Below are 13,931 nucleotides of genomic sequence, written 5' to 3'. Positions count from 1 at the left end.
CCTTTCATTTTCACTATTTAATAGTTTACTAGTTTTATGTCTACAAGAGAGAAGAGCCCCAGACTGGGACTCTCGTTCTCTTCTTTCTATGCGAATCTTCATATCCGATGCTCTAGAAGCTTACTTCTCTTCCGTAACTTGAACGTTCAAGCTAGATGTTACTTCTGCATGCAGCTTAACGGGAACCTTCGTTACACCTAGTGTACGAATTGGCTCTTCCAGCACGATTTTACGCTTATCAATAACGATTTTATATTGTTTTTCCAACACTTCTGCGATTTGCTTACTTGGAATAGCTCCGAACAGACGTCCACCCTCGCCAGATTTCGCCTTAATTTGTACCGTCATTTCACTAAGCTTCTCGCCAAGTGCCTGCGCATCCGCCTTCTCCTGATCCTTACGGCGTTGTTCGGCTTTCTTTTGATTATCCAACACTTTTACCGTGCCCTGTGTAGCTGGAGCAGCAAGTCCTTGTGCGATTAGGAAATTTTGCGCGTATCCCTCGGATACTTCTTTTACTTCGCCCTTTTTACCTTGGCCTTTTACGTCTTTCAGTAGAATAACTTTCATTCGAAAAGTCCCTCCTCTTCCTGTATATCGGCTAGTACTTGTTTTAATCGATTCGTTGCTTCCTCTAATGTGCAGTCCGTCTGTGTGGCTGCATTGGTTAGATGCCCACCACCGCCAAGACGCTCCATGACCACTTGAACGTTCATTTGACCTAGCGATCTCGCGCTAATCCCAATCAATCCGTCCGGTCGTTCGGCAATTACAAAGGAAGCCATAATATTCGTCATATTTAACAATGTATCAGCTACTTGCGCAATCATCAACTGAGAATATTTGCGAGACGGCTCAGCAACTGCCAATGCAATATGATCATAGATCGTTTCTGTGTGCTTAATAACCTCAGAACGCTCAATATAAGAATCCAAATCTTCCTTCAAAAGCTTCTGAATGAGTGCAGAATCTGCTCCATTGCGACGCAAGTAGGACGCTGCCTCAAAGGTTCTCGCACCTGTCCGAAGACTGAAGCTCTTCGTATCCACAACAATACCCGCTAGGAGCATCGTAGCTTCCAAAACTTCCATGTTTAGCTTCTCATTGATATATTGCAAGAGCTCGGTCACTAACTCACACGTAGAGGACGCGTAAGGCTCCATATAGACAAGCGTAGCATCATGGATGAACTCCTCACTCCTACGGTGGTGATCGACCACTACGACCCTGTGTGTCAGCTGCAGGAGCTTGGGCTCGGCGACCATAGAAGCTTTATGCGTATCTACGACAACTGCAAGTGAACGCTGTGTTGTAATTTGCATCCCCTGCTCAGGTGTAATGAACCAACGATGCAGCCGCTCATCAGCCGAAATCGTCTCCATCACCTTCTGAATCGCAGGATTCACACCCTCCAGCACGATGTAGCCTTCTTTGCCGACAACTTGAACCGCCTTGAGCACACCAATCGCCGCGCCAATCGAATCCATGTCCGCAAAACGATGCCCCATGATGATGACCTTGTCACTGTCCTTCATTAGATCACGCAGTGCATGAGAAATCACTCGCGCTCTTACCCGCGTACGTTTCTCGACCGCATTCGTTCTTCCGCCGTAAAAGGACAGACGCTGCCCGACCTTCACTGTCACTTGATCGCCGCCGCGGCCGAGTGACATGTCCAGTCCCATTTGTGCCATCTGACCTAGCTCTGTTAAGGATTCCGAGCCAGCGGCGATCCCGATACTAAGCGTTAAAGGAAGCTTATTCTCAATCGTCAGATCGCGAACATCATCCAATAATTCAAAGCGGGTTTGCTCTAATTGACGCAATGCTTTCTGATCCATCAAAATCAAGAAGCGATCTGAGGACGTCCGACGTAGATAAAGTTGATTCTTCTGAGCCCATTCCGTAATCTCACCGGTCACCTTGGCCAGCATAATGCTGCGCGCCTGATCATCCAGTCCCTGGGTAGCCTCTTCCAAATTATCCATCATCACGATACCAATCGCCGTCTTACTATCTTCGTACTTCTTCGCTAGTACAGCATGCTCCGTAATTTCACGTAGATACAGGAGTCTCTCCTCCGGTTTGGTCCACACTTGATAAATAAATTGACCAACCGTCAGCTCGATTTTATCACTTTTGTCTTTCTTGTTTTTGAGATCTGGGAAATAATCAAAGAGTGATTCACCAATCACGGAATCCTGTCCTAGCATTTTCGCTACAAAAGGGTTGTGCCACTCGATACGTTTCTCTTCATTATATAAAATAATGCCGATGGGCAGCCCGCTCATCACTTCATTGCCGGCTTTCTTCACGCGATGAGTTATCGTTCCGACGTACGTATTCAATTCTCGACGAAAAGCTGTCTCCGCTTGCAGCGTAAAATACGCCATTGCCCCGCAGAGTAAGAAAGCCGTTAGGCCCAGCCACCATTTGAACATATAAATAATGGCCGTCAAGGCGATGAGCAGAACAAACATCCACACAATATGCTGACCGTGCCACCGCTTCAAAAGGAACTTCGGCATTCGAACTAGCTCCTAATCCTATAAATTTTTCTTGAACCGTTCACGGATTGGAAACGCAACATCAAATACCCCTAATAAGCTATACACAATAAATAGTGGCGGCATGAACACCAATACGATGATCGCCACAATCGGCAGGATGGGTTTCCATTTATTCGCATGTGCCACATAGAACAGAAAGCCTATCGCTTGAACAGCGAATGCAAGCATCAATAGCGGCATGGCATTCATCAGCAACGTCGAAATAAGTGAGCTCGAATCGGGTTTTGAGAATAAATCTAAGACAAATGCCACTAAATAAATCCAGACTAGCGATCTCTGCAGCTTCCACTCTCTCATTGGTCGCAAACCTGGGATACTTTCACCCGATTTGTTCAAAAACCATCGCGTTACGCCATGCGTCACAAAAGTTATGAACAACGCCACAAAGATCAAATACAACGGAATGACTTGCACAATGAAGCCAACGTACCAGTCTTGATCCTTCGGTAAAATATCCTGAATGCTTTGCGGCATGGTTGCAATACTATCTATCATAAATTGTTTGAATTTCGCAACCGGATTAAGACCTAATGCAAATCCTAGAAGCAAGCTTATTAATGACTCAGCCAAAATGGTAACGATACCTGCAGTTAACACAGATCTTGCAGCCGCTTTACGTTTGTACAGATTCCCCATCACTAACACAGGTGGCAATATGAACAACGCAATTGTTATTAAATAGAGGCCAATCCACTGGGTAAGTATGTAAATAACGAGCAGGCTAAGTACATAACTTACGACGAAACGCTTTGTACTTGTTTTGACATATAACATTAGAACCGGAACCAATAGAAAACTACATGTGAAAATAATAAATGGCGTCATCAACGATAGCAATGAAATAATCATAACTACGCTCCAGATGACACTTTGCCAACTTCGATTCCCCAACCGGGCTCACCTCTTACGTAAATGTTCTTCGAGCGATGAAATGTCGCCGTACCAGTCCTCAAGTTGATGGCCCTCTTGGCGGTGCTTCTTCATTTTCTCAATAATAGCTTCGTCCAAACTGTGATAAGAAATCCCCAGTCTTCGGCCTAAAATATAGCCACTCGAAATCAGACTGGCCAATCCGTCCATCATCTTTGCATGACTGCCTTCCCACATGCCTTTAAGCAGGTGAGCTACATGATCTACGACTTCTGTTTTGAGCCACTCAATGACTTTGGCCCGTCTGGCTAGGTCAACTTCTTTTTCCCTATTCAGCAACCGTCATCACTCCTCATCTCAGCAGAAACGATATTGATCAATTATACCACAAATAGGCACTAGAAAAGAAAGCCTCTGCCCGAGTATTCATTCTCTTTCTGGACAAAAACAAAAAAGACAGCCGTCTGACCAGCTGCCTTTGATGATTAAACCTATTCCGTTGTGTAAGGAAGCAACGCGATTGTACGGGAGCGTTTGATCGCAATCGTCAAAGCACGTTGGTACTTAGCGGAAGTACCAGTTACACGTCTAGGAAGAATCTTCCCGCGCTCACTGATGAACTTTTTAAGAGTCTCGATATCTTTATAATCAATATGCTTGATTTTGTTTACTGTGAAGTAACAAACTTTACGGCGTTTGCCTTTACCGCCTTTGCCACGAGGAGCAAATTTGCGATCAGCACGATCATCACCATTGTTGTCTCTTTTTTGGAAAGCCATTGTGTCTCTTCAGTCCTTTCTACGTTTAAAATGGCAAATCATCATCGGAAATATCGATCGGTTTTCCGTCATCTATGAAAGGATCCTGCTGCTCGCGCGATCCACCGCCACGATTGCTGCTTCCGCCGCCGCTATAGCCGCCGCCTGCGTTTACATTAGAGGATCCGCCCTCTTCGCGATTCCCGCCGCTAGATTCAAGGAAACGAACATTGTCGGCAATAATTTCGGTCACGTAAACACGTTTTCCTTCATTGTTGTCGTAGTTACGCACTTGAATGCGTCCTTCAACTGCTGTTAAACGACCTTTACGCAAGTAATTCGCGCATGTTTCGGCAAGCTGCCTCCACGTGACGATATTGATAAAGTCCGCTTCACGTTCTTTCGAGCCACCGCTCGTGAAAGGACGATCTACAGCAAGTGTGAATTGGGTAACTGCTACCCCAGCTGGTGTATAACGAAGTTCTGGATCTCTGGTCAATCGACCGATAAGAATGACACGGTTCAACATGGAATAACCCTCCTGACGAAAATACTGGCATTGATTAAGCTACGTCGTTTACGATTAAGTGACGAATAACTTCGTCCGAAATCTTAAGTACGCGATCAAGTTCAGTTACAACAGCAGGTTCTGCGTTGAAGTGTACAAGCACGTAGTGCCCGTCACGGAACTTCTTGATCTCATACGCAAGACGGCGTTTACCCATCAGGTCATGTTTGGAGATTTCTCCCCCACCGTTCGTGATGATGCCTTGAAATTTTTCTACCGTAGATTGAACAACTTCTTGCTCAACGTCAGTACGAATGATGTACATCATTTCATATTTGCGCATGTATTTCACCTCCTTTTGGACTAAGCGGCTCCTATTCAAACTTGCTAGGCAAGCGATGGAGCAAGGAGCGAGGATTCTTATTCAAAACTCGCACCTGAATACTATAGCAAATCACGCGGCAAATTACAAGTTTTTATCCCACGATTCGCACAGGTGGAAGCTGGTAAGTAATACGCTACATGCTTCCGCCCTCTTGGGGCAATCTAACTATGATTGTTATTCTGATAAAGAGGTGATTCAATCGTGGGTGAATGGACACATTTTAATGAAGGCGATCATGTTCCTAACGATGGTGATTATATGGAAGTTGGCGAGAATGCCTTCCATATGGGGATTAACAATCCCAAGACAGTTACTTTGAGAAAAGGCGATACCTTCCCAGCAACAAGCAATCATAATCGCAAATGGCATAAAAAAGGCGGCAAGCGGATGTAACTTCATACGATGAACAAACACCCCTCACCTTAATAATAAATGAGGGGTGTTCGTTATTCTACCATTTCATTACTTCTGAAGAACACGCTTCTCCGAAATCTTCCCATCGGCAAAGTAGACAATTTGAGCGTAGTATCCTGGTTGATTCGTAATAACAAACTCATACGTGCGTTTGCCATTCTCTTCTTTCACTAACTTACCTTTCGATCCCGTTTGTTTCACCATATCATCGTATGTGCTCGTCATCGTGATCTTCTCTACTTGTTCTTTGGTTATCGGAGAAGGTGACTCTGCCGCTCCACCGCCTGTCGTAGCTTTCGGTGTAGGAGACGCTGTTCCAGCCCCACCACTCGGCGTCCCGCTAGGCGTCGCTGAAGCCCCAACTGAAGGCTGAACCGTCACACCCGGTGTTGGACTAGCTGTTGTCGCATCTTCCTTCTTAGCGCAGCCTGAGGCCATTACAGCAACCACCGCAAGTGCTATCATCCATCTTTTCATGTATATCGTCCTCCTATAAGCTATTTTCCATAACCTAACTTTTATTTTGCTACGTGTTCTTAGGTTTTATCCCTTATCTTTCATATAAACCACTATCACGATATCTAAACAGGAAAAAAAACCGCCTATACCCTTGAAGGATATAAACGGTTTTATCTTGTGTGTTCTAGTACGGAAAGAGTGGGAGTCGAACCCACGCACGCCTCGCGACGCCTAACTGATTTCGAGTCAGCCCCCTTGGACCACTTGGGTACCTTTCCAAGAAAATGAGAACAGGACTTATTGTATCAAAAAAGTCTGTCTCTCGCAAGTGTTTTACTATTTTTTGTGAAAAGTTTAGCTCGGCTCTTCTTCTGTCGCGGCATTGCTGCGCAATATTTTTTTGAGCTTGCTTTCGAACTTCGTTCTTGGCACTAGGACACTGTGCTTGCAGCCTACACATTTAATCCGAATATCCATGCCCATTCGAATAATTTCCATTTCATTTGTACCGCATGGATGGGGCTTTTTCATCTGCACAACATCGCCAAGTTGGTATTCTTTCTTCTCCATCTTAGTTCCCCTCCACCTTTTCTTGTTTAATGCCATGGGTATCTAAATACTTCTTAATCTCTGCATTTAAAATTCGGCTGACTTCCCCTTGTTTGTTCGGTTTGCATTCCGCAATCACTCGGATCTTCAAGTCCGTATTCCCGATCATTTGCACACCGAGTACTTGTGGCGCTTTAACGATACTTTCTGTGCGCTCATGCACTTCAACGACAACTTCATTTAATAAGACCATCGCACGATCAATGTCAGCGTCATACGCAATGGATACATCAACGATTGCAATTGAATTATAAGTGGAGAAGTTCGTCACCTGCTTAATATTTCCGTTAGGGATAATGTGAACCTCACCGGTCCAGCTTTTGATACGCGTCACACGAATGCCAATTTCCTCAACGGTCCCTTTGAATTGATCAATTTGAATAACATCGCCAACTCCGAACTGATCCTCGAAAATAATAAAGAATCCTGTAATAACATCCTTCACCAAACTCTGTGCTCCGAAACCTATTGCCAATCCGAGAACACCTGCACCTGCAAGTAAGGGACCTAAGTTCAAACCTACCTGACCGAGAATTAACATGATAGCAACTAGATTTACTGTATACGCGATAAGATTATGTACAAGAATTGAAATGGTATTGGATCTGCGTCTATCGATTTTGAGAGGTGACTTCTCTCTCGCAATGACCATATGAGCGATTGTTTTGTCAGCAATTTTGATGATGATTCTAGCAATAACATAGATAAGTACAATTTTAATCGTAATCCAGAATATCGAGGCAATGATTTCAGGTTTACTAATATGCTCCCGAATCCAATGCATCAGATTTTCAAAAAATTGTGTTTCAAAAGACACTAGTAAGCCTCCTTATTTTTCTACTATGGTACCATATCCATCTTCTTTTTTAAAATAGATTCCCCGAATCTCAACGTTCTCGCTCTCTATGATTTCTTGAACTTGCACAAGATCCGCTCCTGGAAATTCAATAGATAGCGCACATCCCGCTGTAATCTCTTTCGGTGTGGGCCTGATATCGATCTCGATATCCGCATACTCTAGCAGCATCTCTGCTCTTAATGCTTGTTGGGTAGAATCGAAAGCTATCAACATAATCGAATATTCCAGAGAAAGCTCTCCTCTCTACGTATAAATGTGCCTCTCTCTCCATATACTAGTAAAAAAAGATTACTACCTACTTTGGAGGGATATCATGAAATTCCATTTTGGATTCGACGGCGATAAAACCCCAGTGCAAGAACCATTGAAAATTCAGCATACCGATTCCAATACACCTTATCTTCTCGCAAAGCATTTGCAAGCCATTTTTAGTAAACTACCAACCTATCAACCTATTGTTGTTATCTGTGTAGGGACAGATCGTTCTACAGGGGATGCTCTCGGTCCATTGGTTGGCTCACATCTAAATCGTACAACGACTCTCCGCAATCTTCATTTATTCGGCACATTAGATGAGCCTGTTCATGCGATGAATTTAGCCGAAACGGTTGAAACCATTCACAAGCAATTCCAAAATCCATTCATCGTAGCGGTTGATGCCTGTTTAGGGCAAGTTGCTAGTGTCGGCTGTATTCAGGTAGCTTATGGACCGCTTAAGCCAGGTGCCGGCGTCAATAAAGATCTACCTCCCGTTGGTGACATTCATGTCACGGGGATCGTGAACGTAGGTGGATTCATGGAATACTTCGTTTTGCAAAATACACGGCTTAGCCTTGTTATGAATATGGCGACGGTCATCGGCGATGCCCTTTACGCTGCAATCAGACGTACCCAATCTTTTGCCCCAAGTGCTACGACTGCTTTAAAGTTTGAGTAAGGGTTTCTTTCTCTTCTGGACTTAATGTGTAACTGGATTGCCCCTTGGTGATTGGCTTTGCATATACATACATTTGCTCTCGACTATGTATTCCTGTAACAATCACACCATCTTGTTCTTCATTCAGCATGGCCAACGAAAAGCTGAGATCACTACCACCTTCATTGAAAGCATTGTAGCGACGAATTTTTATGCTTGATGTCATCTTCTTCATGGCTTGATGAATATTAGAAATTTGGGTCGAAGCCTCTTGGGATTCGGCCTTTTGCTCATTCAACGCGGTCTGCATATCGAGTAATACCTGCTCCATATTCTCAGCACTAGAACCATTAATCATCCGCGTATAACGTTTCCGCAAAGATGACAAACGAAATGACATAATAATAATCGTAATAAATAACACCAGAATACATGCGAAACAAACTAACATTACGTATTCTGCATTTAAGCCAAACAGTTCCCCCATGCCCAATCCCTCTTTCTACTTCGCATATTGCGTTTGAATCTCTTTGACAGCTTCAATAAGTGCAGCTACTTCTTCATCCGTTGTAAAATAACCGATACTCGCACGCACTGCACCCTTTGCTAGGGTCCCCGCAACTTCATGGGCAAGTGGTGTACAATGATAACCAGCTCGTACGGCTATTTGGAATGACTGATCGAGAATGAAAGCCACTTCCGATGAATCCACATCTTGAATGTTAAAGGAAACGATTCCTGTTTTATTTTGTCCAAGCTTCGGCCCTAGAATCGTCACTCCTTCAATTCCCAGTAGCCCCTCCATTAAGTGCTGCGAGTGTGCCCACTCTCTCGCATGAATCTTGTCCACGGTTTCACTAAGGACGAACTTTACACCTTCATTTAAACCTGCGATGCCAGGTGTGTTCTGTGTCCCTGCTTCATACCGATCAGGACGCACCGTAGGTTGATGGATCGCTTCAGATTGACTGCCCGTTCCACCGTGTAGTAACGGTTCCAAATGCATGTCCGGATGGATATATAACCCACCCGTCCCCTGAGGCCCCAGAAGCCCCTTGTGGCCTGGGAAGGCAAGCATGTCGATATTCATATCTGCGACATGAATGGGCAGTACACCGGCGCTCTGAGCCGCGTCTACAAGCAGCTTCGCACCATGGCTTTTGCATATCTCGCCGATCTCGGTAATCGGCATAATTGTGCCAAGCAGGTTAGAACTATGATTCACCACAACCAATGTTGTATTTGGTCGAAGAGCTTCTTTCAGCTCATTTAAATCCATATTTCCTTGTTCATCATGATGCAAATAGGTAAGCTCAACCCCTGCAGCTGCCTTCAAATATTCAAGCGGTCTTCTCACCGAATTGTGTTCAACATTAGAACAAATGACATGATCGCCAGACTTAACGAAACCTTTGATTGCCTGGTTTAAAGCATGTGTTGTATTTAATGCAAACGAAATATCATTGGGGTTTCTAACACCGAACAACTTTGCTAGATTCTTTCTAGTCTCAAATAACGCGCGACTTGCCCTCACCGCCATTTGGTGGCTGCCCCTACCTGGATTAGCTGCATACTCTTGCATGCATTGTATCATCGCATCCATCACTGCAGGCGGCTTTGGCCACGAGGATGCTGCTTGATCGAAATACATAACGCCCTTCATGTTCCCAACTCCTTTGAGAAATTTCTACCTGCATCATCAACACTCGCCCATAAAAAGGAGACGTCTGTATTGGAAAGTAGGTTCTATCGCCAATAGAAAGTACACGTTTGAGCTCTTTAATTACCAATTCTATATATGTGTGGTCAAAAATATAGCATACCTTAGTTTGTTCCTTCTTCTCGAAAGAAAAACATAGGAGACAGTCCGTTCACAGTTAATGAACTGACAGCCTCCATAGGTACGCTAGCAATTTTTTAAGAGATTTTACCTTGCAATAATTCTAGCAGTCGGTTGAGATCATCTTTTGAGTAATAGAGCAGCTCGATCTTCCCTTTATCCTGCTGAGTTTTAATTTTAACGGATGTCCGATAAATGTCTCGCAATTGCTCTTCTGCTTGATTAATATACGGATCTCTATTTTTTTCTTTTTGTTTTGTTTTTTCCTTTTCAGGACCAGGTTGTTCTTCTAGCATTTTAATTGCTTCTTCAAGCTCCCTAACACTCCATTGTTTAGAGATCGTTGACTCGGCAAGTTCTTTCTTAATCTTATCGTCCTTCACACCGACAATAGCTCTCGCATGTCCCATTGATAATGTTCCACGTGAAACATATTGTTTAATCGCTTCCGGTAGAGAAAGCAAACGAAGAAAGTTTGCAATGTGTGATCTACTTTTCCCAACCTTCGCTGAAAGTTCTTCTTGCGTTAACGAGAACTGATCAATGATACCTTGGTAAGCAAAAGCAATCTCCAGTGCATTGAGATCCTCACGTTGAACGTTCTCAATCAAAGCAATTTCCATGACCTGTTGATCTGATAGAATGCGTTCAACAGCTGGAATCGTTGGCGTTCCTGCAACTTGTGATGCACGGAAACGACGCTCACCTGCAATGATTTCGTAACCTTTAAGTACTTTCCGAACAATGATTGGCTGAATAACGCCATGCTCTTTAATCGATTCAGAAAGCTCTTTGATGCTATCTTCATTGAAATGTTTCCTTGGTTGATACGGGTTAGCTCTTAGCTGAGCCAATGGAATTTGAATGACTTTATCGCTCTCATCAATATGCAAGGACGTAATTAGTGCGTCTAATCCTTTACCTAAACCTTTAGAGAGGCCTTTGGTCATACTGAGATCACTTCCTTAGCAAGTTCTAAATAAACTTCCGCGCCCTTTGATCTAGGATCGTACGTAATAATGGATTGCCCATGACTCGGCGCTTCACTCAAGCGTACATTACGAGGGATAATCGTCTGATATACCTTTGTTTGAAAATACTTTTTAACTTCTTCAATAACTTGGATACCTAGGTTTGTTCTTGCATCAAACATCGTCAATAGCACGCCTTCAATTTGAAGACCTGTATTTAAATGCTTTTGCACCAAACGCACGGTGTTCAGAAGTTGACTTAAACCTTCTAATGCGTAGTATTCACATTGAATAGGGATGATTACGGAATCCGCGGCAGTTAAAGAGTTGATCGTTAAAAGGCCAAGTGATGGAGGGCAATCTATCAAAATATAATCATATAAGTGTTTGACAAGTTGAAGTGACTTCTTTAATCGAACTTCTCTTGAAATGGTTGGTACTAATTCAATCTCTGCGCCAGCCAATTGAATTGTAGCTGGAACAATTTTAAGATTCGGTACATTCGTATCAAACGTCGCATCTTTCGGATGCACATCATTAATCAAAACATCATAGATGCAATTTGTAACATCAGCTTTATTAATACCAATACCACTTGTTGTGTTCCCTTGTGGGTCAATATCGACCAAAAGAACGCGTTTACCAAGCGAAGCTAATGAAGCGCCTAGATTCACAGAAGTCGTCGTCTTGCCGACGCCACCCTTCTGATTCGTTATTGCAATAATTTTAGACAAAACCATTTCACCTCTATCGCTTATGTTCCATAATGCTATTTAACAAGCAGTAGTACTATCTTACCATATCTAACTCTCAGTTACCTTATGAATATTTAATAGATGCGTGCCATTAGATGCAAAAAAAACGGCTTGCGCCGTTTTAGGTAGCAGGAATGCCTAAATTATCGCTTAGGAATCTTAATTATAATTTCGTAATGATCTTCATGATCTTGTTCTGATGTATTAATATGTAAGCCCGAACTCGAAACCATTTCAACGGATTGTCGAATCGTATTGAGGGCAAGACGAACATCTTTTGTAAAGGATACACGACGCGACTTCTTAATCTTCGCCGCTTCCTTTAGAAAGCTAATTTTGATTTCTGTTTGTTTCACATTTAATTCTTTGGTGATAATTTCTTCTAGCAACTTAACCTGTTGCTCTTCTTCATCCAAAGCTAATAAAGCTCGTGCATGGCGTTCCGTAATTTTACGTTCCATCAAAGCCATCTTAACCGGTTCACTCAATTGTAAAAGGCGAATCTTATTCGCAATCGTTGATTGACTTTTGCCAAGCCTTTGAGCGAGACTCTCCTGCGTAAGATCATGCATTTCGATCAATTGATGATAAGCAGCAGCCTCTTCTATCGCAGTAAGTCCTTCACGCTGCAGATTCTCAATAAGCGCAATCGATGCTGCTTGTGAATCATTAAAATCTCGAACGATAGCTGGAATCGTATCGAGCCCTAACTTTTTCACAGCTCGCAAACGCCGTTCGCCAGCAATCAATTCAAAAGTACTATTTTTGACTCGAACAACAATGGGTTGAATAATACCATGTGTACGAATGGTTTGGCACAGTTCGTCAATACGATCATCATCGAATAATGTTCTCGGCTGATAGGGACTAGGAATAATACTATTTACGGGTATGTTTTTGACCTCATCTGTCGTTGAACGATCTGCAAGGCCAAATAGCTTCGATATTTGTTCTTTCATAGGAAAACTTACCACCAACTCTTCCCGTAGTTTAAGCGATCAGTACAGTTGCAATAAACGGCTACATCGTCCGCTAATAATCAAAGGGTTCTGTCCGTTCTGTACAAGGTGAAACGATCTATTCGCCGTTCCGAGACGATGTCATTCATGCTGTCTGATTCTAGTAAATTTAATCTATCAATTGCGAATATCCAACTACAACAGCACAAATAAAATCTAAGGCGAAGCCAGTACGAGACAGACTTTCACCTTATATAAGTATTCTCCATTGAAGGCAATAATCCTTCTATTTAACAAGATTGCTATGAAATGTTTCACGTGAAACATTTCATTATTTGGCAAGTGGCTCCTTTAGCGGAAGTCCTGCCTTACGCGGGTATTTAGCAGGAGTCGCAGCCGTCTTCCGAATTTCAACAAAGTGTCTCACAGATTCTTCAACAGGTAAAATCATTCGATGAGTTTTGATAACTTTGCCTCGTAACTCAACTAAACTAAAGGAAGAATCTTTAATCTCCTCCTCTATTTCAGAACCTTTCATTGCAATGAAAGTGCCACCATTCTTAACAAACGGTAAACAGAACTCATTCAGCACCTGCATCTTTGCAACTGCTCTAGCAGTTACGAGATCGAAGTGATCTCGATAACGAGGTAATCTTGCAATATCCTCTGCCCTACCGTGTACGCAATCCATATTCGTTAGACCTAATTGAGCCACGATTTCCTTAAGAAATAAAATCCGCTTATTCAAGGAATCAACAATCGTAACTTGAAGATGAGGAAAGGCAATCTTAAGCGGTATGCTTGGAAATCCAGCACCTGAACCGATATCAGCAAGAGACTTAACCTGCGCCATATCATAGTTAAAAGCCACGGAAAGAGAATCATAGAAATGTTTGAGATAAACTTGATCTCTCTCCGTAATGCCAGTCAAATTCATTTTTTCGTTCCACTCTACAAGTGTCTTGTAATACTGTTCGAACTGAACAAGCTGTTGTGTAGAAAGTGTAATATTTTCTTTTGCTAATAAATCTGTGAATTGTTGCTGTATAGCATCCATA

The 13,931-nt window shown here is 43.0% G+C and carries 19 protein-coding genes and 1 tRNA gene; 2 read left to right on the top strand and 18 right to left on the bottom strand.

From position 1 onward, the window contains the following. Nucleotides 1-120: 120 nt before the first annotated feature. From rplI to rpsF, 7 genes are all read right to left on the bottom strand, one after another. Nucleotides 121-570 carry a 50S ribosomal protein L9 gene (gene rplI, locus J2736_RS17535; RefSeq protein ID WP_057314898.1) on the bottom strand — a complete coding sequence of 150 codons (450 nt, stop codon included), beginning with the start codon at nucleotides 568-570 and terminating at the stop codon, nucleotides 121-123. After that, nucleotides 567-2,528 carry a DHH family phosphoesterase gene (locus tag J2736_RS17530; RefSeq protein WP_310499887.1) on the bottom strand — a complete coding sequence of 654 codons (1,962 nt, stop codon included), beginning with the start codon at nucleotides 2,526-2,528 and terminating at the stop codon, nucleotides 567-569. Before J2736_RS17530 ends, rplI begins: the two co-directional genes overlap by 4 nt. 18 nt (nucleotides 2,529-2,546) lie before the next feature. Then, nucleotides 2,547-3,461 carry a DUF2232 domain-containing protein gene (locus J2736_RS17525; RefSeq protein WP_310499886.1) on the bottom strand — a complete coding sequence of 305 codons (915 nt, stop codon included), beginning with the start codon at nucleotides 3,459-3,461 and terminating at the stop codon, nucleotides 2,547-2,549. 6 nt (nucleotides 3,462-3,467) lie between these two features. Next, nucleotides 3,468-3,779 (bottom strand): MazG-like family protein, encoded by a 312-nt coding sequence (locus J2736_RS17520; protein WP_310499885.1) that lies wholly within the window; start codon nucleotides 3,777-3,779, stop codon nucleotides 3,468-3,470. A gap of 152 nt (nucleotides 3,780-3,931) precedes the next feature. After that, entirely contained in the window at nucleotides 3,932-4,219 is a 288-nt protein-coding gene (gene rpsR / locus J2736_RS17515; RefSeq protein WP_028557221.1) for a 30S ribosomal protein S18, read from the bottom strand. Nucleotides 4,220-4,244: 25 nt separating this feature from the next. Then, on the bottom strand, nucleotides 4,245-4,727 hold the full coding sequence (gene ssb, locus J2736_RS17510; protein ID WP_310499884.1) for a single-stranded DNA-binding protein: 483 nt from the start codon (nucleotides 4,725-4,727) through the stop codon (nucleotides 4,245-4,247). 34 nt (nucleotides 4,728-4,761) lie between these two features. Beyond that, nucleotides 4,762-5,049, bottom strand: coding sequence for a 30S ribosomal protein S6 (gene rpsF / locus J2736_RS17505; RefSeq protein ID WP_310499883.1), 288 nt, complete (start codon nucleotides 5,047-5,049; stop codon nucleotides 4,762-4,764). 243 nt (nucleotides 5,050-5,292) lie between these two features. On the opposite strand from rpsF, the gene J2736_RS17500 reads away from it, so the two are divergent. Further along, nucleotides 5,293-5,484, top strand: coding sequence for a YjzC family protein (locus J2736_RS17500; RefSeq protein ID WP_310499882.1), 192 nt, complete (start codon nucleotides 5,293-5,295; stop codon nucleotides 5,482-5,484). 69 nt (nucleotides 5,485-5,553) lie between these two features. Here J2736_RS17500 and J2736_RS17495 read toward each other — a convergent pair whose 3' ends face one another. The 5 genes from J2736_RS17495 to J2736_RS17475 all read right to left on the bottom strand — a co-directional run bounded on the left by J2736_RS17495 (nucleotide 5,554) and on the right by J2736_RS17475 (nucleotide 7,645). Further along, entirely contained in the window at nucleotides 5,554-5,982 is a 429-nt protein-coding gene (locus J2736_RS17495; RefSeq protein ID WP_310499881.1) for a hypothetical protein, read from the bottom strand. A 172-nt stretch (nucleotides 5,983-6,154) separates the two neighbouring features. Further along, nucleotides 6,155-6,242: transfer RNA gene (locus tag J2736_RS17490), tRNA-Ser, on the bottom strand. A gap of 76 nt (nucleotides 6,243-6,318) precedes the next feature. Next, nucleotides 6,319-6,534 carry a DUF951 domain-containing protein gene (locus tag J2736_RS17485; RefSeq protein WP_310499880.1) on the bottom strand — a complete coding sequence of 72 codons (216 nt, stop codon included), beginning with the start codon at nucleotides 6,532-6,534 and terminating at the stop codon, nucleotides 6,319-6,321. A 1-nt stretch (nucleotide 6,535) separates the two neighbouring features. Next, the gene (locus J2736_RS17480) at nucleotides 6,536-7,390 is read right to left on the bottom strand and encodes a mechanosensitive ion channel family protein (RefSeq protein WP_310499879.1); all 855 of its coding nucleotides are present in this window, start codon (nucleotides 7,388-7,390) and stop codon (nucleotides 6,536-6,538) included. Between the two features lie 12 nt (nucleotides 7,391-7,402). Continuing rightward, entirely contained in the window at nucleotides 7,403-7,645 is a 243-nt protein-coding gene (locus J2736_RS17475; protein ID WP_310499878.1) for a putative Se/S carrier protein, read from the bottom strand. A 100-nt stretch (nucleotides 7,646-7,745) separates the two neighbouring features. On the opposite strand from J2736_RS17475, the gene yyaC reads away from it, so the two are divergent. After that, nucleotides 7,746-8,369, top strand: coding sequence for a spore protease YyaC (gene yyaC, locus J2736_RS17470; RefSeq protein WP_310499877.1), 624 nt, complete (start codon nucleotides 7,746-7,748; stop codon nucleotides 8,367-8,369). Here the strand turns inward: yyaC and J2736_RS17465 are convergent. The 6 genes from J2736_RS17465 to rsmG form a co-directional block, all read right to left on the bottom strand. Continuing rightward, nucleotides 8,344-8,835 carry a DUF4446 family protein gene (locus J2736_RS17465; protein WP_310499876.1) on the bottom strand — a complete coding sequence of 164 codons (492 nt, stop codon included), beginning with the start codon at nucleotides 8,833-8,835 and terminating at the stop codon, nucleotides 8,344-8,346. The two genes, yyaC and J2736_RS17465, sit on opposite strands and share 26 nt — an antisense overlap. A gap of 15 nt (nucleotides 8,836-8,850) precedes the next feature. Next, a complete protein-coding gene (locus J2736_RS17460; protein ID WP_310499875.1) occupies nucleotides 8,851-10,011 on the bottom strand; it encodes an aminotransferase class V-fold PLP-dependent enzyme in 1,161 nt (386 codons plus the stop codon). Nucleotides 10,012-10,265: 254 nt separating this feature from the next. After that, on the bottom strand, nucleotides 10,266-11,138 hold the full coding sequence (locus tag J2736_RS17455; protein WP_310499874.1) for a ParB/RepB/Spo0J family partition protein: 873 nt from the start codon (nucleotides 11,136-11,138) through the stop codon (nucleotides 10,266-10,268). Then, a complete protein-coding gene (locus J2736_RS17450) occupies nucleotides 11,135-11,893 on the bottom strand; it encodes a ParA family protein (protein ID WP_068667017.1) in 759 nt (252 codons plus the stop codon). The genes J2736_RS17455 and J2736_RS17450 overlap by 4 nt, the downstream gene beginning before the upstream one ends. A gap of 164 nt (nucleotides 11,894-12,057) precedes the next feature. Next, the gene (gene noc / locus J2736_RS17445; RefSeq protein ID WP_310499873.1) at nucleotides 12,058-12,873 is read right to left on the bottom strand and encodes a nucleoid occlusion protein; all 816 of its coding nucleotides are present in this window, start codon (nucleotides 12,871-12,873) and stop codon (nucleotides 12,058-12,060) included. Nucleotides 12,874-13,204: 331 nt separating this feature from the next. Further along, complete coding sequence (gene rsmG / locus J2736_RS17440; protein ID WP_310499872.1) at nucleotides 13,205-13,930, bottom strand: 16S rRNA (guanine(527)-N(7))-methyltransferase RsmG; 726 nt, start codon at nucleotides 13,928-13,930, stop codon at nucleotides 13,205-13,207. Between the last annotated feature and the right edge of the window lies 1 nt (nucleotide 13,931).

The organism is Paenibacillus qinlingensis, from assembly GCF_031455095.1.
Taxonomy (GTDB): domain Bacteria; phylum Bacillota; class Bacilli; order Paenibacillales; family NBRC-103111; genus Paenibacillus_E; species Paenibacillus_E qinlingensis_A.
This window is presented reverse-complemented; position numbering and strand designations above follow the sequence as displayed.

Excerpts from the sequence above, each read along its gene's own strand:
- J2736_RS17465 (WP_310499876.1), bottom strand. The coding sequence starts at position 8,835 with ATGGGGGAACTGTTTGGCTTAAATGCAGAATACGTAATGTTAGTTTGT.
- J2736_RS17460 (WP_310499875.1), bottom strand. The coding sequence starts at position 10,011 with ATGAAGGGCGTTATGTATTTCGATCAAGCAGCATCCTCGTGGCCAAAG.
- yyaC (WP_310499877.1), top strand. The coding sequence starts at position 7,746 with ATGAAATTCCATTTTGGATTCGACGGCGATAAAACCCCAGTGCAAGAA.
- ssb (WP_310499884.1), bottom strand. The coding sequence starts at position 4,727 with ATGTTGAACCGTGTCATTCTTATCGGTCGATTGACCAGAGATCCAGAA.
- rsmG (WP_310499872.1), bottom strand. The coding sequence starts at position 13,930 with ATGGATGCTATACAGCAACAATTCACAGATTTATTAGCAAAAGAAAAT.
- rpsR (WP_028557221.1), bottom strand. The coding sequence starts at position 4,219 with ATGGCTTTCCAAAAAAGAGACAACAATGGTGATGATCGTGCTGATCGC.
- J2736_RS17530 (WP_310499887.1), bottom strand. The coding sequence starts at position 2,528 with ATGCCGAAGTTCCTTTTGAAGCGGTGGCACGGTCAGCATATTGTGTGG.
- J2736_RS17475 (WP_310499878.1), bottom strand. The coding sequence starts at position 7,645 with ATGTTGATAGCTTTCGATTCTACCCAACAAGCATTAAGAGCAGAGATG.
- rpsF (WP_310499883.1), bottom strand. The coding sequence starts at position 5,049 with ATGCGCAAATATGAAATGATGTACATCATTCGTACTGACGTTGAGCAA.
- J2736_RS17485 (WP_310499880.1), bottom strand. The coding sequence starts at position 6,534 with ATGGAGAAGAAAGAATACCAACTTGGCGATGTTGTGCAGATGAAAAAG.
- J2736_RS17455 (WP_310499874.1), bottom strand. The coding sequence starts at position 11,138 with ATGACCAAAGGCCTCTCTAAAGGTTTAGGTAAAGGATTAGACGCACTA.
- rplI (WP_057314898.1), bottom strand. The coding sequence starts at position 570 with ATGAAAGTTATTCTACTGAAAGACGTAAAAGGCCAAGGTAAAAAGGGC.
- J2736_RS17495 (WP_310499881.1), bottom strand. The coding sequence starts at position 5,982 with ATGAAAAGATGGATGATAGCACTTGCGGTGGTTGCTGTAATGGCCTCA.
- noc (WP_310499873.1), bottom strand. The coding sequence starts at position 12,873 with ATGAAAGAACAAATATCGAAGCTATTTGGCCTTGCAGATCGTTCAACG.